Source organism: Halorussus sp. AFM4 (assembly GCF_051194995.1).
Lineage (GTDB): Archaea > Halobacteriota > Halobacteria > Halobacteriales > Haladaptataceae > Halorussus.
In genome coordinates this window covers 731,052-747,899 of the sequence record NZ_JBNTJT010000003.1, presented here as the reverse complement: position 1 = coordinate 747,899, position 16,848 = coordinate 731,052, and the positions used below count along the sequence as shown (strand labels likewise).

The window sequence follows — 16,848 nt, the reverse complement described above, 5'->3', positions numbered from 1 at the left end:
GTGCCACGCCCGGGCGTCCGGCGTAGGTGGTGTATAACCAAGTCCCGCGGCGCCGTCTCTCCGACTCCCCAGTCATGGACCCCGTCGTCACACTGCTGTGGGTCGGCCTCGTCACCTTCCTCTGGGTCGGCGTCGTCGCGGGCATCTGGGCCCTGCTGTCCGCGAGCGCCGAGTACCCGCCGGAGGTCTCCCAGACACCCACCAACGAGTAGCCGGCTGCGATCCGCCGGAGCCCGCCCGCTCCCAGCGTCCCCGTACTGCACCCGATTCTACTCGTCCGCTACTCCCTTCTGGCCCGTCTCGCTGTGCTCGTCGTGCGTCCTTCTGTCGCCGGGGTCTGGGTCCGACCGCGCCGGCGCTCAGCGCGAACCCCGCAGGACGACGGTGGCCTCGCACGACGGACACGTCGTCCGCTCGTTCGGGTCGAACGTCTCGCCGCAGAACACGCAGACGTGGTCGGCGGCGTCGGTGCCTCGTCGGTCGGTCTGTCGGTCGTCGGTCGCCATGTGTCGGCCGTCGGCGGCCCCGGTTTTGAGTATATGGTAACTAGTGGCACGGTAATCGCTGGCTTGGGTGGGTTCGTCCCCGCCTGTAGTGGGGCTCGGACTGTTTCGAGTGTTCCGTCGGTTCCGCCCCCTCCCGCGAACAGCGCGACAGTCACCGTGCGCCGGTCGGCCGAACCGGTCGGCCAGTTTTGTGACCGCCTGAAACCTTATGCCCGCCCGCGCGTGAGGGAAGGGCAAGATGAGTGACGACGCGAGCGCCACCGATCCGCGGGCCTACACCGTCCGGCTCGAACTGGTAGACGAACCCGGCGAACTCCTGGGCGCCCTCGAGCCCATCGCGGCCAACGGGGGCAACCTGCTGTCGGTGTTCCACGAGCGCGGGTCGGTCACACCGCGGGGGCGGATCCCCGTCGAGGTGGACCTTGAGTGTCCGCCCGACCGGTTCGACGCGCTCGTCGCGGACCTCCGGGAAGCCGGCGTCAACGTCATCAAGGCGGGCGCCGAGCGCTACGGCGAGGAGGTGTCGGTGCTGCTGGTCGGCGACGTCGTCGAGACCGACCTCTCCGAGACCCTCTCGTCCATCGAAGCGAACGCCGACGCCACGGTGGCCGACGTGTCGCTGTCGGCGCCGGGCGGCACCAGCGACGTGGCCAGCGCCCGGCTCCGGCTCGCCGCCGAGGCCGGCGCGACCGGCGAGGCCATCGCGGCGGTCCGCGAGGTCGCAGAGCGCAAGGACCTGCGCGTGATTGAGCCGCTGACGGAACTGGAGGGGTCGGCGTGAAGCTGGCCGTCGTCGGCGCGGGCGCGGTCGGCCGGTCGGTCGCCGAGCTCGCCGGCGAGTACGGCCACCGGGTCACCGCGCTGGCCGACTCGTCGGGCGCCGCGGTGGACGACGAGGGGATCGACGTGGCCGCGGCGCTCGCCGAGAAGGACGAGTCGGGCCGGGTCGGGCCGGCCGACCCCGACGCCGCGCTCGACGCCGAGTACGACGTCCTGGTCGAGGCGACCCCGACGACGCTGGGCGACGCCGAGCCCGGGTTCGGCCACGCCCGGGCGGCGCTCGAACGCGACCGCCACGTCGTGCTGGCCAACAAGGGGCCGGTCGCCGAGCGGTACGCCGACCTCCGCCAGCTGGAGCGGGACAGCGAGGGGTCGGTCCGGTTCGAGGCGACGGTCGGCGGGGCCATCCCGGTGCTCTCGACCATCGAGAGCTACGACCCAGACACCATCACGGCGGCCCGGGGCGTGCTCAACGGCACCGCGAACTTCGTGCTGACCCGGATGGCCGGCGAGGGGCTGAGCTACGAGCACGTCCTGGCGGAGGCCCAGGACCTCGGCGTCGCGGAGGCCGACCCCTCCTTCGACGTGAACGGCACCGACGCCGCGCTCAAGTGCGTCATCCTGGCGAACGTCCTCGGCGACCGCGAGTACACGCTCGACGACGCCGAGGTCGAGGGCATCGCGGAGCTGCCGGGCAACGCGCTCGAAGTCGCGGCCGAGGACGGCCGGACCATCCGGCTCATCGGCGAGGCCACGCCTCAGGGCGTCCGCGTCGGGCCGCGGCTCGTCCCGGAGCACGGCGTCCTCGCGGTCTCGGGCACGCGCAACATCGTCCAGCTGGAGACCGAGCACGCCGGCCGGCTCAACCTGAGCGGCCGCGGGGCGGGCGGTCCGGAGACCGCGACCGCGGTCCTCGCGGACGTGAACCGTCTCGACGGATGACCGGTCGGCGAACGGGCAGGTGGCGGACCGCCGCGTCGACGCGCGAGGCGGCGAGTGTCCGCCCGGTCCGCCGACCGAGTCGTCTCACCGATGCGACAATCGTGCGATGGTCTAGCAATAACCGCAAGACGGCGTCGGGGCGGGTAGCATAGCGTATCGAAATGGTTTTAACTGCTTCTGCCAAAAGATAGCGACAGAGCGCGTCTGCGCGTGAGATACAAATGAGCGAAGACAAACCGCACCAGAACTTGGCCATCATCGGCCACGTTGACCACGGGAAGAGCACGCTGGTCGGGCGACTCCTCTACGAGACGGGGAGCGTACCCGAGCACGTCATCGAACAGCACAAGGAAGAGGCCGAGGAGAAGGGCAAGGGCGGCTTCGAGTTCGCCTACGTCATGGACAACCTCGCCGAGGAGCGCGAGCGCGGTGTCACCATCGACATCGCCCACCAGGAGTTCGACACCGACGAGTACTACTTCACCATCGTCGACTGTCCGGGCCACCGCGACTTCGTGAAGAACATGATCACGGGCGCGTCCCAGGCCGACAACGCCGTCCTCGTCGTCGCCGCGGACGACGGCGTCGCGCCCCAGACCCAGGAGCACGTCTTCCTGGCCCGCACGCTCGGCATCAACGAGCTCATCGTCGGCGTCAACAAGATGGACGTCGTCGACTACCAGGAGTCGACCTACAAGGAGGTCGTCGGCGAGGTCAAGGACCTGCTCAACCAGGTCCAGTTCAACACCGAGGACGCCAGCTTCATCCCGATCTCGGCGTTCGAGGGCGACAACATCGCCGAGCGCTCCGAGAACACCGACTGGTACGACGGCAAGATCCTCCTCGAGGCGCTCAACAGCCTCGAGGCCCCCGAGCCGCCGACGAACGCCGACCTGCGCCTCCCGATCCAGGACGTCTACACCATCTCGGGCATCGGTACCGTCCCGGTCGGCCGCGTCGAGACGGGCACGCTCAACACGGGCGACAACGTCTCGTTCCAGCCCAGCGACGTGGGCGGCGAGGTCAAGACCATCGAGATGCACCACGAGGAGGTGCCCAAGGCCGAGCCCGGTGACAACGTCGGGTTCAACGTCCGGGGCATCGGCAAGGACGACATCCGCCGCGGCGACGTCTGCGGCCCGGCCGACGACCCGCCGAGCGTCGCCGAGACGTTCACGGCCCAGATCGTCGTGATGCAGCACCCCAGCGTCATCACCGACGGCTACACGCCGGTCTTCCACGCCCACACCGCCCAGGTCGCGTGTACCATCGAGTCCATCGACGCGAAGATCGACCCCTCGTCGGGCGAGGTCGCCGAGGAGGACCCCGACTTCATCCAGTCGGGCGACGCCGCGAAGGTGACCGTCCGACCCCAGAAGCCGCTCAGCATCGAGCCGGCCAGCGAGATCCCGGAGCTGGGCAGCTTCGCCATCCGCGACATGGGCCAGACCATCGCGGCCGGTCAGGTCCTCAGCGTCAACGAGCCATAACGCATGCAGCAGGCACGCGTCCGACTGGCGGGAACCAGTCCCGAAGACCTCGACGACATCTGCGACGACGTCCGCGAGATCGCCAACAAGACCGGCGTCTCGCTGTCGGGACCCATCCCGCTTCCGACCAAGACGCTGGAGATTCCCACCCGCAAGTCCCCGGACGGCGAGGGGACGGCGACGTGGGAGCACTGGGAGATGCGCGTCCACAAGCGCCTCATCGACATCGACGCCGACGAACGCGCGCTCCGCCAGCTCATGCGGATCCAGGTCCCGAACGACGTCAGCATCGAGATCGTCCTCGAGGACTGAGTTGCGGGCGCGAGCCCGACACGAAGGCCGGGGGACCTCGTCCCTCGGAACTGGGCGGATCTCACCGCTGACGGTTCCAGATCGCGGACCGGCGATAACTTCTCCGTTTATCCGACTCGGACAGCTGCGCAGGCGCGACCCTCCCCGGTCTTTTTGACCGCGCCGGCCGTAGCGTCGCACGTGCGACCCCCGACGCGACCAGTTCGACGCGGCCGCCCGGCACCGGTGCGCGACCGGTCTCCCGCGGGAGGGGCCGACCCGTGAGCCACCGGTACGACGAGGTCGAGGTTCGCCGACGCGAGCCGTCGAGCGGACTCCTCGGAAGCCCGACCGTCCAGACGCTGGTCGCGTTCCTGGCGGTCTTCGCGGTCCAGTCGCTCGTGGGACTGGTCTCCCGGGGGCTCGCGGTCGGCCTGTTCGCGCTCGCGCCGCCGCTCTCGGTCCGGCCCTGGACCCTGCTGGTCAGCGTGTACGCCCACGCCGGCGTCGGCCACCTCGTCTCGAACGCGGTGGTGCTCCTGCTGGTGGGGTTCGCCGTGGAGCGCGTGACGACGGCCTGGCGGTTCCACGCCTTCTTCGCGGGCGTCGGGATGCTGGCCGGCGTCGCGCAGGTGGTCGTCACCGGCGTCCTGTCGGCCGGTCCCGTCCCCGCGGTGCTGGGCGCCAGCGGCGCCGTCTTCGGCCTGCTGGGCTACCTGTTCGCCGGCAACCCCGTGACCGACGCGGTGCTCCGGTGGCTCCCCGTCGGCGGGCGGGCCCGCGTCGCGCTGCTGCTGGCGGTCGCGGCGGCCGCGACCCTGCTGACCGCCCGGCCGGGCGTGGCGCTGGTCGCCCACTTCACCGGCCTCGCGCTCGGCCTGCTGGCGGGTCGGGTCCGGCTCCTCCGAGCGTGAGCCGCGGCCCCGGACGGGAGTCCCGCTCCGTGGGTCTCACCGCCACGCCGCCCCCGAAACATAAGCTTCTAATAAGTGGGTGCGCTACGAACTACTGCGTTCGCGGGCTCGTAGATCAGCGGTAGATCGCTTCCTTCGCAAGGAAGAGGCCCTGGGTTCAAATCCCAGCGAGTCCACTCACGTCCGTTCGTTCCCTCGCTGACTTCCCGTTCGCTCCGCTCACGGGAATCCCAGCGAGTCCACTTCCTTTCGCTCACTTCGTTCGCTCCAGTCAGCGGACTCGCTGACCTTCGCGAACGCGTCGCGTTCGCTCAGTCCCAGCGAGTCCAAACATTTCCGCGCCGCGATTCTTCTCCGAGGACCGGAGTCGAACCCAGGTCGTCGAACGCTCGCGCGGCGATCCGAACAGCAGCGACTACTCCTTCGGAACCGCCCGCGTGGCGGTCGCCTTGAACGTGGCGACGACCGCCTCGCCCGGTTCGAGGCCGAGCCGGGCGACGCTGTCCTGGGTGAGCCGGGCGCGCAACGGGACGTCGGCGCCGACGTCGACGGCGACCAGGGCGACGGTCTCGCCGCGGTCGACGTCGATCACCTCGCCGGCGAAGCGGTTCCGGGCGCTGGTGGCGTCGGGCTCCGGCGCGTCGTCGGGCGCGTTGAGCGTGACCGCGTCGGCGCGGATCCACACCTCCACCGCGTCGCCGGCCGCGACCTCGGCGGGCGCCAGCACCCGGAGCGTGCCGGCGGCGGTCTCGACCGCGGCGAACTCGCCGCTGCGCTCGCGGACCGTCCCGGGGAGGGCGGTGCGCGCGACGTCGACGACGCCGGCCAGCTCCGCCTGGAGCCCGTCGAACTGGACCAGCAGCTCCTCGGCGGTCCCGGTGAGCCGGCTGCCGCCGCCGCCCGAACCGCCGCGCTTGCGCTCGACCAGCGGACCGAACCGCTCTTCGAGCTCGACCAGCCGTCGCTGGGCGTGGGAGTACGACCGCCCGAGCCGGTCGGTCGCCTCGTTGAGCGACCCCGTCTCGTCGACGGTCCGGAGCAGCGTCGCGTCCCGGGAGTCGAACGCGAGGTCGCCCGCGCCGATCTGGACCTCGAAGCCGGCCTCTTCCTCCATGGCGCAGTGTATCGGAGGGAGTCGGGAAAACCGTTGCGTCGGTCGTGTGGGGAGTGCAGGGCGCGGGTCCGACCTACCAGTTCAGGTCAGCAGAAAGCCTATAGGACACTCGTGACAGGCACCGACTGCAGGCAGCCGCCACCGCCGATCGACCTCCCTTCGCGCTGTCTGCCCGGGCCGACACCCCGAACAACTGCCCGAACTCGACCTCGTTCCTCCGGCACTGCGCGCAGTTCACGGCGTCGTCGCTGTCCCGTGTCGGTGGCGACTGGCCGCTCGCTGTCGGCCTCCGACCCCGGTTCGCGGCCGACCACCTCCTCGCCCCTCGCGGCCGTCAGACGCCCGTCGTACGGCGAAACACAGGGTTTACCACACATGAACGTAAGGGTCAGCACAATGAGTCTCAGGTGTTCGCTGCTGGGTCACAGCTACGGGGACGCGGAGATCGAGCGAGAGCGCGAGGAGCAGGGAAGCGAGGTCGTGGTCACGGTCCGGGAGTTCGAGGAGTGCGAGCGGTGCGGCGACCGGAAGGTCGTCACCGAGAACAAGGAGGTCACCGCCATCGAGACGCCGACGCCGAGCCCCGAATCGGCCGGCGGCGACGCGGGGACCTCGGGCGGCGCGGCGAGCGGAGGTTCCGCCGGAAGCGGCGCCGGCGGCACCGACCCGAACGCGGGCGGCGAGGCCGACTCGCCGTCGGGGCCCGACGCGGGCGTCGGCCGGACCGGCGGCGGCCACGACGCCGAGATCATCACCGACTCGCCGAGCTCCGGCGGGTCGGACCCGGCCGGGTCGTCCCCGAGCGAGGCCGGCGCGTCGGCGGACGCGTCCGGCGGTGGCGCCGCCGATTCCGACGGCGACAGCGGCACCGCCGACGGGACGGAGGCTGCCTCTGACGCCGACGTCGACGCCGGCCCGTCGGCGGCCGACGACGACGCCGTCATCCTCGACGACGACGCCGGGGAGTCCGACGGCGACGGCGACCGGACGCCCGGCGAGTGGCCCGAGGCCGACACCACCCACCCGGCCGAGACCGACGAGACCGGACCGGCCGAGTGGCCCGAGGTCGGCCGCGAGGACGAGGGCTACGACGCCGAGCCCGACGACGGCGAGCGCGCGGACGTGGAGTTCGGCGGGGGCCTGACCCCCGAGTCGTCGGGCGTCGCCGACGGCGAGGACGAGGAGGTCGAGTTCGTCAACGCCGAGGGCGACACCCTGCAGGCCCGCGACGCCGGCGGGAGCACCCCCGAGCTCTCGTCGGGCATCTCGGCGGGCGCCGAGGCGCCCAGCCTGTCGGGGCCGGCCGACGACCCCGACCTCGACGCCGAGTTCGTCTGCCCCGAGTGCGACTACCGCGCGAGCGTCTCGGGGTCGTCGCTCCGGGCGGGCGACATCTGTCCGGAGTGCGCCCGGGGCTACCTCGCCCAGGAGTGACGAGTCCGACCGGGCGCGACGAGTCGGTTTCAGGCGACAGAAGCGTCGGATTCAAGAAGGAGAACGACGCGAAAAGGGTTTACACCACCCTGTCCAATGGGCGATTACCATGAAAGAGTACAAGATGCGACGCGGCGAACACCTGGAGGACCGCGTCCCCGACATGAAGGCGAAGGTCGAGGAGTTCTTCGGCGAGGTCACCGGCACCGAGGAGCACAACGGCCACGAGCTCTACGTAGTCGAGGACCCCGACAACCCGGTCTTCGAGAAGATCCTGGCCGGCGCCGCCGAGTACAGCGGCAAGAAGGACAAGCTCGCGGTCCACTTCGAGGAACGCGACGCCGAGGAGGTCATCGCCGAGGGCAACGCCGCCGCCGCCGCCGACGCCGTCGACAAGAAGAACACCTTCCTGCTGGAGGCCACCGGCCGGGACGCCAAGGCCCGCCGCGACTCCATGAAGCGCCAGGTCGAGGACGACGCCGAGACGCCCGACGGCGTCTCGTAGGCCCGGGACGGCCCCAGACCGACGCCGGAACTCCCGACCCGACGCGTCCCGTACGTGCTACGGGCACCGCAGCACGACGCGGGACGCCGACGTGCCACCGCGGACCGCGCCGCCCCCGACGGCAGTTCGCGGTTCGCAGTTCGGCTCCGACTCGCCGGTCTTTCTCTCTTCGACAGCGTTACGACGCGGCGACGGGTATCGGCGGTCGATGACCTACCGACTTCGCGACGCGGCGCCGTCGCCCGAGGAGTACGCGGCCCTCCGCGACGCGGCGGGCATGGGCTCCAGGTCCGAGGCGGCCGCGCGGCGCGGCCTTCCCGACAGCATCTACGCCGTCACCGTCCGCGAGGAGGTCACCGGCGATCTGGTCGGCATGGGCCGGCTCGTCGGCGACGGCGGCTGCTTCTACCAGGTGGTCGATATCGCTGTCCACCCGGACCATCAGGGGCAAGGGTTGGGGACGAGGGTGGTCGACGCGCTGCTCGACTACTGCCGGGAGGACGCGCCCGACTCGGCGTACATCAGCCTGCTCGCCGACGTGGACGGCTTCTACGAGCGGTTCGGCTTCGAGGCCACGGCGCCCGACTCGAAGGGGATGGCCCTCTACGCGGGCGATCTGCGAGAGGACACGGAGTAGTCGGTGGGCGGAGGCCGGCGAGCGGCCTTCAGAAGTGGTCGCTGTTCGGCGAGCCCTCGCCGCGACCCCCGCGGCCGCCCTCGTTGCGGTCGATGCCCATCACGCTCTCGGGCTGGTCGACGTCCCACCCGCTGGTGCCGTCGTCGGCGACCCGGACGGTCACGTCGTCGACCTCCTCGAAGTCCTTCGCGAGGTCGAGCTTGATGTTCTGGGCCGTCCGCGGGCTGATGGCGCAGCCCGAGCACGCCCCGCCCAGCTCGACGACGACCTCGCCGCTGTCGGGGTCGGCCTTCCGGACGGCGCTCTCGCCGCCGTGCATGCTGATGATGGGCATCTGGCCGGTGAGCCACCGCTCGACCCGGGCCTGCAGGGAGTCGTCGTCCTCGGTCATTGTGGATGGGTAGGAACCGCGGGGATTAGGACTTTGGGTTTACCCGCGGAACCGCCGCCACGCGCCCGCGCCGACCAGTCCCGCGAGCGCCGCCCCGACGCCGAAGCCGGGGACGCCCCCGGCCGTCTCGGAGCCGGACTCGGCGGTCGCGGACCGCTCGGTCGTGGTGTCGTCGGCGAACGCCCGCTCGGTCGCGGTCGTCCCGGTTCCGGACGTGCTCGCGTTCCCGGTGGCGTTCCCGGCCGCGGTCGTCAGCGACGGCGGGTCCTTCTGGACGTCCTCCTCGATCGGGAAGGTGTAGAGCCCGCCCTTCCCGTTGTTCCGGCGGCCCATGCTGCTGGCGATGTAGAACCCCTTCGTCGCGCGCTTGGCGGTCCAGAACGACGTCTCCTCGGGCTGGCGCCACCACGCCATCCGCCGGGGGCTCGCCGGGTCCGAGATGTCGTGTATCTTGACCCCGCCCTGGTACCACGAGGTGAACAGCCGGTCGCCGACGATGTCGAAGTTGTGGGAGGTCGTCCACGTCCCCCCGATGGAGGGGTCGGGCGAGGGCGGCGCGTCGATGGTCGCGAGCCGCTCCGGGTTCGCGGGGTCCGCGATGTTCCAGAGGACCAGCCCGCCGGGGCCGCCCTGCCCCTCCGACTCCCACGCCTCCTTGTTGACCCCGAGCAGGCTCCCGTCGTCGCTGGTCATCGCGTAGTGGGCGTTGCCCGGCGGCCGCAGGACCTGGGCACTCACCTGCTCGGAGGGGACCTTGCGGAGCTCCGAGAGCGGTCGCCCGCCGATCCGGGCGACGAACGACGGGTTCGACGGGTCGCTCACGTCCACGATGTAGGTCCCGGCGTCCCAGTGGGAGAGGTACGCCAGGCCGTCCTGGACCCACACGTCGTGGAGGGTCCAGAGGCCCGTTGGCACCTCGTTCCACCCCGGGTTCCGGTCGGCGATCGACCACCGACCCACCTCCTCGGGCGTCCCGTCGCTGACGTCGACCATCACGAGCGCGTTGGTCTCGCCCATGTTGCCCGTGAGGTAGACGACGCCGTCGCGGATGAAGCAGTTGTGGATGGGGAACTGGGTCTCGTGGAAGGCGACCTGCTTCGGGTTCTCGGGGTCGCTCACGTCGTAGAGCAGGAACCCCTGGAGCACGTCCCCGCGGAGCGGGTCGGCCGGGCCGGCCGCGACCAGCCGGTCGCCCTCGACCTTCACGTCCTGGATCAGCCGGAGCGGGCCCGTCTCGCGGTCCGACAGCAGGTCGCTGGCCTGGAAGGCGATCCGCGGGTCGCTGGGGACCCGAACGTCGACCGTCGCGAACCCGTCGGCGGTGGCGACGTACGCGTAGTCGCCGCTCGGGTCGGGGACCGCCTCGCGGGCGTTGGTGATCGAGACGCTCCCGAGCGGTCGGTACGGGCCGGGATGGGCCGCCGTCGTCTCGGCCGCGCCGGCAGCCCCGACCGCGCCGAGCGCCATCGCCCCGCCGACCCCTCGCAGAAACGAACGCCTGTCCATGACCCAATTCAGGGGACGGAGCCGCATAAATGGGAGGGCGACGGGTCCGACGCGGCCGACGAGGCCAGTCTCGCCCGGTCGTCTCTCGTCCCGGTACTTCTCGTCCCGGCCTCTGTCGGTCCTGCCTCTGTCGCCCCTGCCTCTATCGCCCCGGCCTCTGTCGGCCCGGGGCCTCTCGCTCCGTCGGTCGCCCGGGCCTCAGACCGTGACGTGGTCCCGGTCGCCCGTGCCGCCGGTCAGGGCGCTGGCGATGGCGCCCTTCAGCACCACGTCGTCGCCCAGGTTGGTCAGCTGGACGTCGGGGACGTTGTTGAACACGAGGTCGTCGAGCCGCTCCCGGACGGGGTCGACCACGAGCGCCTCGTTCTTCAGCGCCACCGCGCCGCCGACGTAGATGACCAGCGGGGCGTACGCCTGCGCGATGTTGGTCACGCCCAGCGCGTTCCAGTGGGCGACCTGCTCGACCACGTGGTCGGCGAACTCGTCGTCGCCCGCGGCTTCGAACACGTCGGCGGCCGAGAAGTCGGGGTCCTCCAGCGGCAGGTCGGTGTCGAGCCAGCCGGCGTCCTCGGCCAGCAGCTCGGCGTACTCCGGGATGTTGTTGCCCGAGCAGTACGCCTCCCAGTGGCCCTCCCGGCCGCAGCCGCAGGTGCGCCGGCCCCGCGGGTCGACGACCATGTGGCCGACCTCGCCCGCGTTGCCGTCCCACCCCGCGAGCACCTGGCCGTCGACGCAGACGCCCGCGCCGATGCCCGAGGAGATGGTGAGATACACCATGTCGTCGGGGTTGCGGTCGCTGTAGAACCGCTCGCCGATGACGCCGGCGACGGTGTCGTTGTGGAGGTACACCCGGTCGCTGTCGATGAGCTGGCCGACCGGCCCCGTCAGCGGGATGCGGTCGATGGTGTCCGGGAGGTTCGCCGGGTTCTCGACCGCGCCCTCCGCGAGGTCCAGCGGTCCGATCGAGCCGATGCCCGCGGCCGCGATCTGGGCCGGGTCGACGTCGGCGGCCGCGCACGCCTCGCGGAGGCACTCCAGCACGGCCTCCGTGACCGCGATGCCGGTCGGACCGTTGGGCGTGTCCGCGCGGTGGACGCTCACCACGTCACCCTCGTCGTCGGCGACTGCCGCCCTGACGTTCGTCGCACCGAGGTCGACGCCCGCGTAGTACGCCATTCACCCCGGTAGGACGGCCCGGTCGCACTTAACTACAAGCATTTACTCGGCGACGAGTATGCCACGGTGTGGCGCGATTCCCGCCGACGGCCCGCGACAGCGTTATCAGCCGGGTCGTGCTACGTCATAGCATGACATCAAACACCGACGACGCGGCGGACGCCGGCCTCTCGGAGGCGGAGGTCGAGGCGCTGCACGAGGTCGAACTCGGCGTCGAGTGGCTCCACCGGGCCCACGGCCACCTCGTCGAGTTCCACCACGCGACCGGCCACGCGATGGACCACCTCGCCGCGGCCGAGGACCGACTGCGGGCGGCCGGCTACGACGGCCTCGCCGACCGCCTGCGCGACGACCTGCTCCCCCGCGGCGTGGTGGGCGACACGTGGTCATACGGCGTGCTGGAGGCGTTCCAGGACGGCCCGCTGGCCGACGCCGAGTCGTTCGGCCGCGACGCCCGCGAGTCGGTCGCCGGCGGCCGCCGCCACGTCGCCGAGCGCCGCCAGGAGCGCGAGTGGAAGGGCCGGGCCGAGGAGTAGCCCGCGCCTCCCGACGGGGCTCGGCCGACCAACAATCCCACGACATCGGATAGTCGTGGCTCTGCACCAGCGTTTCCTTCCGGTATTGTGAGAGACAGGCTGTTCGAGAGGCGTCACTCGCCCCGCACGAACGTGACCGGACACGGCGCGTTGAGCATCACCTCCTGGGCCGTGCTGCCGAAGACGGCCTTGCCCGCCGGCGAGCGCTTCCGGCCGCCGACTACGACCTGGTCGGCCCCGACCTCCTCGGCGAGGTCCACGATGGTCTCCCCGTGCTCGCCGACCCGGCCCCGGACGGTGTACTCGACGCCCGCCTCGTCGAAGGCGTTCGAGAGCTCCCGGACCGTGGCGTGGCGCTGGGCCACCTCGTCGGGGTCGATCTCGCCCGCCGGGTCGTAGTCGAGGTTGCTCACCACGCCGTCGAACTCCTCGTCGGTGAACACGTGGGCCAACACGACCGTCGCCCCCGTCGGTCCCGCGATGTCGATCACCGCCTCCGCCAGCTCCTCGGTCCGGGTGGCGTCGCCCGGCCCGACCGCGAGCAGGATGGTCTCGAGTGCCATACCGGAACGACGACCTTCCGGATATTAATGATGCGTGGCCGCGACGATTCTCGCGCGTGCGCGCTCCTCGCCCGGAGTGCGGCCCTCCGTCCGGCGGTGTCGCTCGTTCCTGTCGACTCGGCGACTGCTCGGCGGGACGGAACCACCCGGTCTCGCCGAAGCCTCAACGCAGAAATACGACGACCGCGAATCCACCGACATGATCCGACCCGACCTGAGCGGACGCGTCGCGCTGGTGACCGGGAGCGCGACGGGCGTCGGCAGGGAACTGCTGCTCGCGCTGGCCGACCGCGGTGCGTCGGTCGCGGTCCACTACCGCTCCAGCGCCGGCGACGCCGAGGAGGTGGCCGACGCGGCCCGCGACCGGGGCGCGCCCGAGGCGATGACCGTCCGGGGCGACGTGACCGACCCCGACGACGTCGACGCGATGTTCGACGCGGTCGAGGCCGACCTCGGCGCCGTCGACGTGCTGGTCAACAACGTCGGCCCGTTCGCGCCCCGGCACTGGGAGGAGATCTCCTTCGAGCAGTGGAACACCGTGCTCCAGGCGAACGTCAACGGCACCTACCTCTGCTGCCGGCGCGCCCTGCCGGCGATGCGCGAGGCCGACTGGGGGCGCATCGTCAACATCGGCTACGCCAGCGCCGAGAAGGGGCTGGTCAACCCGAAGAACGCGCCGTACTTCATCGCCAAGCAGGGCGTGCTGATGTTCACCCGGATGCTCGCCAACGACACCCAGGACGACGGCGTCACGGTCAACGCCGTCTCGCCCTACGTGGTCGAGAACTCCGACGAGTTCCCCGAGGAACTGCCCCGGGGCCGGCCCGCGGCGTTCGAGGACGTGGCACAGGCTGTCCTGTTCTTCCTGGACGAGGACAGCGACTACATCAGCGGCGAGAACGTCGAGATCGACGGCGGGTGGCTGCCCGAGACGGTGTGAGGTCGGCGGACGAGGGAGTCCCGAAAGACCTCACGGGTCCCCGGCGTCCCACCGCTTCCCCGCGGGCGACCAGCCCTCTCGGCCCTCGCTCAACCGGTGGGCCTCGTCGATGAGCGCCTCCTGGTTGCGCACCACGTCGGTCGTCGTGAGGATGCCCACCAGCTCCATCGACTCGACCACCGGGAGCTTCTTCACGTCGCGCTCGCGCATCGTCCGGACGGCCTTCCGGAGCGTCGTCCCGGGCGCGACGGTCGCCAGCGACCCGGTGGCCGCCTTCGAGACCGGGATCTCGGCGAACGGTCGCTCGGCGAGGTAGCCGGCCCTCAGCGCGTCGGTCTCGGTCAGAATGGCCGCCGGCGTCCCCTCGCGGGTGACGACGACGCTCCCGACTCGCTCCCGGAGCATCCGGCCGACCGCCGCCCGGAGCGAGGCGTCCGCGTCGACGGTCACCACCTCGTCGCTCATCGCCTCTCGAACGAGCATACCCGGAGGTGGCGGGCCACCGCCGTCTATCTTCGGGTCGGCGGCCAGGCCGCGGCCGGCGGCGAAAACCGACAAGGGAACGCGTCCCGTGGTCCCCGTGTGAGCCAACCCCACGTCGCGGTGCTCGGCCCGCCGGCCGCGGGCAAGAGCACGCAGGCCCGCAGGCTGGCCGACGAACTCGACCTCGAACTGGTCGACGTCGGCGAGGTGCTGCGGGCGAACGAGGCGATGGAGACCGACTTCGGGACGCCGGCCGAGTACATCGAGCGCGGCGAACTGGTCCCCGACCCGGTGACCAACGAGGTGGTCGGCGAGGTGCTGACCGGGGTCGACGGCGCCGTCCTCGACGGCTATCCGCGCACCCTCGACCAGGCGGAGTTCCTCGAGGGCGTCGCCGACCTCGACGCCGTGGTGTTCGTCGACGTCTCCGAGGAGACGGTCGTCGAGCGCGTCGCCTCCCGGCGGGTCTGCGAGGACTGCGGCCACGAGCACAGCGTCGCCCCGGACGCGCCCGCGGAGGGCGGCGAGTGCGAGGTCTGCGGCGGGACGCTGGTCAGGCCCGACGACGCGACCCCGGCGGACGCCGCCGACCGCCTGGCCGAGTACCGCGAGGCGACCGAGCAGGTGGTGGAGTTCTACCGCCAGCGGGAGATGGTCGCGGCGGTCGACGGCGAGCGCCCGCCGGACGCGGTGTGGCGCGAGGTCCGCGAGGCAGTGGCCGCGCGCGTCTGACGGCCGGTCGGGGCCGCCGCCCGCTACGACCCCGACAGCAGCTTCCTGAGGTGCTCCTTCGAGAAGAACGAGGTGGGCTTGTCCATGTGGACGCCGATCTCGCCCGAGAACGCCGACAGCCCGGCGTGCTGGACCGACTCGGGCAGCGAGTAGGCCCTGCGTATCCAGTGGCCCAGCCTGATCTCGGTGCTCAGGTCGTCGCGCCAGGCGTCCTCGTAGTCCCGAAGCGTCGACGGGCGCTCGGGGTCGATCTCCCGGGCGGCGTGGTCCGCGGCGGTCATCCCGTAGAGGATGCCCCCGCCGGTGAACGGCTTGGTCTGGGCCGCCGCGTCGCCGAGGAGGAACCCGCGCCTGCCGGTCACGGTCTCGGCCGGACCGACCGGGATCATGCCGGCGCAGAAGTCGACGGTCTCGACGTCGTAGCCCGCGGTGAACTCCTCGAACAGCGCCTTGGCCGAGGGCTCCGAACCCGGCGGGGCGGCCAGCCCGTACTCGACGCCGGCCTCGCCGCGGGGGATGCGCCAGGCGAAGAACCGCGGCGCGGTGAGGTGGACGTCGACGTAGTCGCCCGGGTCGTCGTCCTCGGCGAACGCGAGCACGCCCTGGAGCTTCTCGCCGGGGTCGGGCAGCCCGAGCTCGCTCCGGACCCGCGACACCGGGCCGTCGCAGCCCGCGACCATCCGGGCCTCGAACGTCTCGGTGCCGTCGGGCGTGCTCGCGGTCACTTCCACGCGGTCGCGCTTCTCGTCGACCGCCGTGACGCTGTGGTCCTCCCGGAGGTCCGCGCCGGCCTCGCGGGCGGCCTCGGCCAGCAGCCGGTCGAGGCCCACGCGGTCGATGACGTTCGAGACGACCTCGCGCTTGTAGAACGGGTAGTCGTCGCTCCCGGGCCCGCCGACGTGGAAGCGCGCGCCGTACACCTCGTTCTGGAGCAGCTCCGCCCGGGCGCCGTCGGGCGCGAACTCCCAGATGTCGGTGCTGACGTGGCCGGAGCACGCCAGCGGCTCGCCGACGGTCCCCCGCTCCAGCGTCAGCACGTCGTACCTCCGTTCGGCCGCCCGCCGCGAGAACCGCGATCCGGCCGGGCCGGCCCCCACGACTACGAAGTCGTACATCGCTCGGGCGTACTACTCGTTCGCCCAAGTATTCACCGTTCTGGCGCTCGGGTCCCCGGTCGGCGCTCTCGCAGGCCGGTCGACGGTCGGCCGGACGCCTGCCCGCGGGGGCTACCGGCCGGTGTTAGGTTCGGGCTACCGGCCGGGGTCCCGCTCGAAACTACTGCTCGACGTTCGGCGGCGCCTCCTGCCGGGAGAGCTGCCGCCGGCGAAAGTAGTGGGTCGCCGCCGAGAGCGCGAACGCCGCCACGATGAGGATCCCCCAGATCTCGTCCGGGATCGCGTCGAACGGCGGAACCCCGAAGAGGTCGCCGATTACCAGCACCGCGCTCACGACCGCGAGCGCGAGGTAGTAGCGGATCCACGGAAACTCGTCCTGCGGTCGGAGGTACCCCTCGAGCTGGGCCGCGTTGTCCGACAGCTCCACGACGCCCCGGTTCTGGTTGTAGTCCACGATGCCGGCGTCGGCCAGCTTGGGGAGATGAGTCTGGTAGAGCGAGGTGTAGACGGACTTGCGCTCGTTGGCAGACAGGCCCTCGACGGTCGTGTCGTTCTCCCAGGCCGCGACCTGCTCGGCGAGTTCGCTCAGCTCGACCGGCCGCTCCTGCTGCTTCAGGTAATGCAGCGTGTATCGCCGTCGCCGGTTCTTCAACACGTCGAAGATGAGATCTTCGGACAGTGTCTCCCGTTCCGGTGAATTGTCAGCCGAACTCATGCTACCGAAGTCGCTCAATCGCTTGTTGCGCCGGTGCCACCGCCACCCGTCCCATCACGGTAGCCCAGTTTCATTCGG

The 16,848-nt window shown here is 71.3% G+C and carries 21 protein-coding genes and 1 tRNA gene; 13 read left to right on the top strand and 9 right to left on the bottom strand.

The window, feature by feature from the left end:
- The first annotated feature begins 74 nt into the window (after positions 1-74).
- Positions 75-212, top strand: coding sequence for a hypothetical protein (locus ACQUQF_RS16875; protein ID WP_435180259.1), 138 nt, complete (start codon positions 75-77; stop codon positions 210-212).
- A 147-nt stretch (positions 213-359) separates the two neighbouring features.
- On the opposite strand, the gene ACQUQF_RS16870 is transcribed toward ACQUQF_RS16875, so the two are convergent.
- Entirely contained in the window at positions 360-506 is a 147-nt protein-coding gene (locus ACQUQF_RS16870; protein ID WP_435180258.1) for a hypothetical protein, read from the bottom strand.
- Between the two features lie 238 nt (positions 507-744).
- Between ACQUQF_RS16870 and ACQUQF_RS16865 the strand changes: the two genes are divergently transcribed.
- From ACQUQF_RS16865 to ACQUQF_RS16840, 6 genes are all read left to right on the top strand, one after another.
- Positions 745-1,287: an amino acid-binding protein gene (locus ACQUQF_RS16865; protein ID WP_435180257.1), complete on the top strand. Its 543-nt coding sequence runs from the start codon at positions 745-747 to the stop codon at positions 1,285-1,287.
- Positions 1,284-2,228 carry a homoserine dehydrogenase gene (locus ACQUQF_RS16860; RefSeq protein WP_435180256.1) on the top strand — a complete coding sequence of 315 codons (945 nt, stop codon included), beginning with the start codon at positions 1,284-1,286 and terminating at the stop codon, positions 2,226-2,228. The genes ACQUQF_RS16865 and ACQUQF_RS16860 overlap by 4 nt, the downstream gene beginning before the upstream one ends.
- A gap of 221 nt (positions 2,229-2,449) precedes the next feature.
- On the top strand, positions 2,450-3,718 hold the full coding sequence (gene tuf, locus ACQUQF_RS16855) for a translation elongation factor EF-1 subunit alpha (protein ID WP_435180255.1): 1,269 nt from the start codon (positions 2,450-2,452) through the stop codon (positions 3,716-3,718).
- A 3-nt stretch (positions 3,719-3,721) separates the two neighbouring features.
- Positions 3,722-4,030, top strand: a complete 309-nt coding sequence (rpsJ, locus tag ACQUQF_RS16850; protein ID WP_115794767.1) for a 30S ribosomal protein S10 — start codon at positions 3,722-3,724, stop codon at positions 4,028-4,030.
- Positions 4,031-4,290: 260 nt separating this feature from the next.
- Complete coding sequence (locus tag ACQUQF_RS16845; RefSeq protein ID WP_435180254.1) at positions 4,291-4,923, top strand: rhomboid family intramembrane serine protease; 633 nt, start codon at positions 4,291-4,293, stop codon at positions 4,921-4,923.
- A 104-nt stretch (positions 4,924-5,027) separates the two neighbouring features.
- A tRNA-Ala gene (locus ACQUQF_RS16840) sits at positions 5,028-5,099 on the top strand.
- A 239-nt stretch (positions 5,100-5,338) separates the two neighbouring features.
- Here the strand turns inward: ACQUQF_RS16840 and ACQUQF_RS16835 are convergent.
- Positions 5,339-6,037: a TOBE domain-containing protein gene (locus ACQUQF_RS16835; RefSeq protein WP_435180253.1), complete on the bottom strand. Its 699-nt coding sequence runs from the start codon at positions 6,035-6,037 to the stop codon at positions 5,339-5,341.
- 396 nt (positions 6,038-6,433) lie between these two features.
- Between ACQUQF_RS16835 and ACQUQF_RS16830 the strand changes: the two genes are divergently transcribed.
- The 3 genes from ACQUQF_RS16830 (at position 6,434) to ACQUQF_RS16820 (ending at position 8,613) form a co-directional block, all read left to right on the top strand.
- Positions 6,434-7,471: a DUF7093 family protein gene (locus ACQUQF_RS16830; protein WP_435180252.1), complete on the top strand. Its 1,038-nt coding sequence runs from the start codon at positions 6,434-6,436 to the stop codon at positions 7,469-7,471.
- A gap of 109 nt (positions 7,472-7,580) precedes the next feature.
- The gene (locus tag ACQUQF_RS16825; RefSeq protein ID WP_435180251.1) at positions 7,581-7,976 is read left to right on the top strand and encodes a DUF5611 family protein; all 396 of its coding nucleotides are present in this window, start codon (positions 7,581-7,583) and stop codon (positions 7,974-7,976) included.
- A 208-nt stretch (positions 7,977-8,184) separates the two neighbouring features.
- The gene (locus ACQUQF_RS16820; protein ID WP_435180250.1) at positions 8,185-8,613 is read left to right on the top strand and encodes a GNAT family N-acetyltransferase; all 429 of its coding nucleotides are present in this window, start codon (positions 8,185-8,187) and stop codon (positions 8,611-8,613) included.
- Positions 8,614-8,641: 28 nt separating this feature from the next.
- Here the strand turns inward: ACQUQF_RS16820 and ACQUQF_RS16815 are convergent, their stop codons facing one another.
- From ACQUQF_RS16815 to ACQUQF_RS16805, 3 genes are all read right to left on the bottom strand, one after another.
- Positions 8,642-9,004 (bottom strand): NifU family protein, encoded by a 363-nt coding sequence (locus ACQUQF_RS16815; RefSeq protein ID WP_435180249.1) that lies wholly within the window; start codon positions 9,002-9,004, stop codon positions 8,642-8,644.
- A 39-nt stretch (positions 9,005-9,043) separates the two neighbouring features.
- Positions 9,044-10,510: an LVIVD repeat-containing protein gene (locus tag ACQUQF_RS16810; RefSeq protein WP_435180248.1), complete on the bottom strand. Its 1,467-nt coding sequence runs from the start codon at positions 10,508-10,510 to the stop codon at positions 9,044-9,046.
- A gap of 198 nt (positions 10,511-10,708) precedes the next feature.
- On the bottom strand, positions 10,709-11,686 hold the full coding sequence (locus ACQUQF_RS16805) for an ROK family protein (protein ID WP_435180247.1): 978 nt from the start codon (positions 11,684-11,686) through the stop codon (positions 10,709-10,711).
- Between the two features lie 131 nt (positions 11,687-11,817).
- Here ACQUQF_RS16805 and ACQUQF_RS16800 point away from each other — a divergent pair, with 131 nt between their 5' ends.
- A complete protein-coding gene (locus ACQUQF_RS16800; protein WP_435180246.1) occupies positions 11,818-12,222 on the top strand; it encodes a hypothetical protein in 405 nt (134 codons plus the stop codon).
- A 113-nt stretch (positions 12,223-12,335) separates the two neighbouring features.
- Here the strand turns inward: ACQUQF_RS16800 and ACQUQF_RS16795 are convergent, their stop codons facing one another.
- Positions 12,336-12,785 carry a universal stress protein gene (locus ACQUQF_RS16795; RefSeq protein ID WP_435180245.1) on the bottom strand — a complete coding sequence of 150 codons (450 nt, stop codon included), beginning with the start codon at positions 12,783-12,785 and terminating at the stop codon, positions 12,336-12,338.
- Between the two features lie 199 nt (positions 12,786-12,984).
- Here ACQUQF_RS16795 and ACQUQF_RS16790 point away from each other — a divergent pair, with 199 nt between their 5' ends.
- Positions 12,985-13,725: an SDR family NAD(P)-dependent oxidoreductase gene (locus tag ACQUQF_RS16790; RefSeq protein WP_435180244.1), complete on the top strand. Its 741-nt coding sequence runs from the start codon at positions 12,985-12,987 to the stop codon at positions 13,723-13,725.
- A 30-nt stretch (positions 13,726-13,755) separates the two neighbouring features.
- Here the strand turns inward: ACQUQF_RS16790 and ACQUQF_RS16785 are convergent, their stop codons facing one another.
- Positions 13,756-14,208, bottom strand: a complete 453-nt coding sequence (locus ACQUQF_RS16785; RefSeq protein ID WP_435180243.1) for a CBS domain-containing protein — start codon at positions 14,206-14,208, stop codon at positions 13,756-13,758.
- Positions 14,209-14,307: 99 nt separating this feature from the next.
- Between ACQUQF_RS16785 and ACQUQF_RS16780 the strand changes: the two genes are divergently transcribed.
- Positions 14,308-14,940, top strand: a complete 633-nt coding sequence (locus ACQUQF_RS16780; RefSeq protein ID WP_435180242.1) for a nucleoside monophosphate kinase — start codon at positions 14,308-14,310, stop codon at positions 14,938-14,940.
- Between the two features lie 23 nt (positions 14,941-14,963).
- Here the strand turns inward: ACQUQF_RS16780 and ACQUQF_RS16775 are convergent, their stop codons facing one another.
- Both ACQUQF_RS16775 and ACQUQF_RS16770 read right to left on the bottom strand, forming a co-directional pair.
- Positions 14,964-16,055, bottom strand: a complete 1,092-nt coding sequence (locus ACQUQF_RS16775; protein ID WP_435180241.1) for a geranylgeranyl reductase family protein — start codon at positions 16,053-16,055, stop codon at positions 14,964-14,966.
- Between the two features lie 160 nt (positions 16,056-16,215).
- Positions 16,216-16,770 carry a DUF7344 domain-containing protein gene (locus tag ACQUQF_RS16770; protein WP_435180240.1) on the bottom strand — a complete coding sequence of 185 codons (555 nt, stop codon included), beginning with the start codon at positions 16,768-16,770 and terminating at the stop codon, positions 16,216-16,218.
- Positions 16,771-16,848 lie beyond the last annotated feature (78 nt).

What these genes read in the sequence shown, in the direction of transcription:
- ACQUQF_RS16810 (WP_435180248.1), bottom strand. Translation starts at nt 10,510, where the DNA reads ATGGACAGGCGTTCGTTTCTGCGAGGGGTCGGCGGGGCGATGGCGCTC.
- ACQUQF_RS16875 (WP_435180259.1), top strand. Translation starts at nt 75, where the DNA reads ATGGACCCCGTCGTCACACTGCTGTGGGTCGGCCTCGTCACCTTCCTC.
- ACQUQF_RS16795 (WP_435180245.1), bottom strand. Translation starts at nt 12,785, where the DNA reads ATGGCACTCGAGACCATCCTGCTCGCGGTCGGGCCGGGCGACGCCACC.
- tuf (WP_435180255.1), top strand. Translation starts at nt 2,450, where the DNA reads ATGAGCGAAGACAAACCGCACCAGAACTTGGCCATCATCGGCCACGTT.
- rpsJ (WP_115794767.1), top strand. Translation starts at nt 3,722, where the DNA reads ATGCAGCAGGCACGCGTCCGACTGGCGGGAACCAGTCCCGAAGACCTC.
- ACQUQF_RS16835 (WP_435180253.1), bottom strand. Translation starts at nt 6,037, where the DNA reads ATGGAGGAAGAGGCCGGCTTCGAGGTCCAGATCGGCGCGGGCGACCTC.
- ACQUQF_RS16865 (WP_435180257.1), top strand. Translation starts at nt 745, where the DNA reads ATGAGTGACGACGCGAGCGCCACCGATCCGCGGGCCTACACCGTCCGG.
- ACQUQF_RS16770 (WP_435180240.1), bottom strand. Translation starts at nt 16,770, where the DNA reads ATGAGTTCGGCTGACAATTCACCGGAACGGGAGACACTGTCCGAAGAT.
- ACQUQF_RS16805 (WP_435180247.1), bottom strand. Translation starts at nt 11,686, where the DNA reads ATGGCGTACTACGCGGGCGTCGACCTCGGTGCGACGAACGTCAGGGCG.
- ACQUQF_RS16815 (WP_435180249.1), bottom strand. Translation starts at nt 9,004, where the DNA reads ATGACCGAGGACGACGACTCCCTGCAGGCCCGGGTCGAGCGGTGGCTC.
- ACQUQF_RS16785 (WP_435180243.1), bottom strand. Translation starts at nt 14,208, where the DNA reads ATGCTCGTTCGAGAGGCGATGAGCGACGAGGTGGTGACCGTCGACGCG.
- ACQUQF_RS16870 (WP_435180258.1), bottom strand. Translation starts at nt 506, where the DNA reads ATGGCGACCGACGACCGACAGACCGACCGACGAGGCACCGACGCCGCC.
- ACQUQF_RS16820 (WP_435180250.1), top strand. Translation starts at nt 8,185, where the DNA reads ATGACCTACCGACTTCGCGACGCGGCGCCGTCGCCCGAGGAGTACGCG.
- ACQUQF_RS16830 (WP_435180252.1), top strand. Translation starts at nt 6,434, where the DNA reads ATGAGTCTCAGGTGTTCGCTGCTGGGTCACAGCTACGGGGACGCGGAG.
- ACQUQF_RS16775 (WP_435180241.1), bottom strand. Translation starts at nt 16,055, where the DNA reads ATGTACGACTTCGTAGTCGTGGGGGCCGGCCCGGCCGGATCGCGGTTC.
- ACQUQF_RS16790 (WP_435180244.1), top strand. Translation starts at nt 12,985, where the DNA reads ATGATCCGACCCGACCTGAGCGGACGCGTCGCGCTGGTGACCGGGAGC.
- ACQUQF_RS16800 (WP_435180246.1), top strand. Translation starts at nt 11,818, where the DNA reads ATGACATCAAACACCGACGACGCGGCGGACGCCGGCCTCTCGGAGGCG.
- ACQUQF_RS16825 (WP_435180251.1), top strand. Translation starts at nt 7,581, where the DNA reads ATGAAAGAGTACAAGATGCGACGCGGCGAACACCTGGAGGACCGCGTC.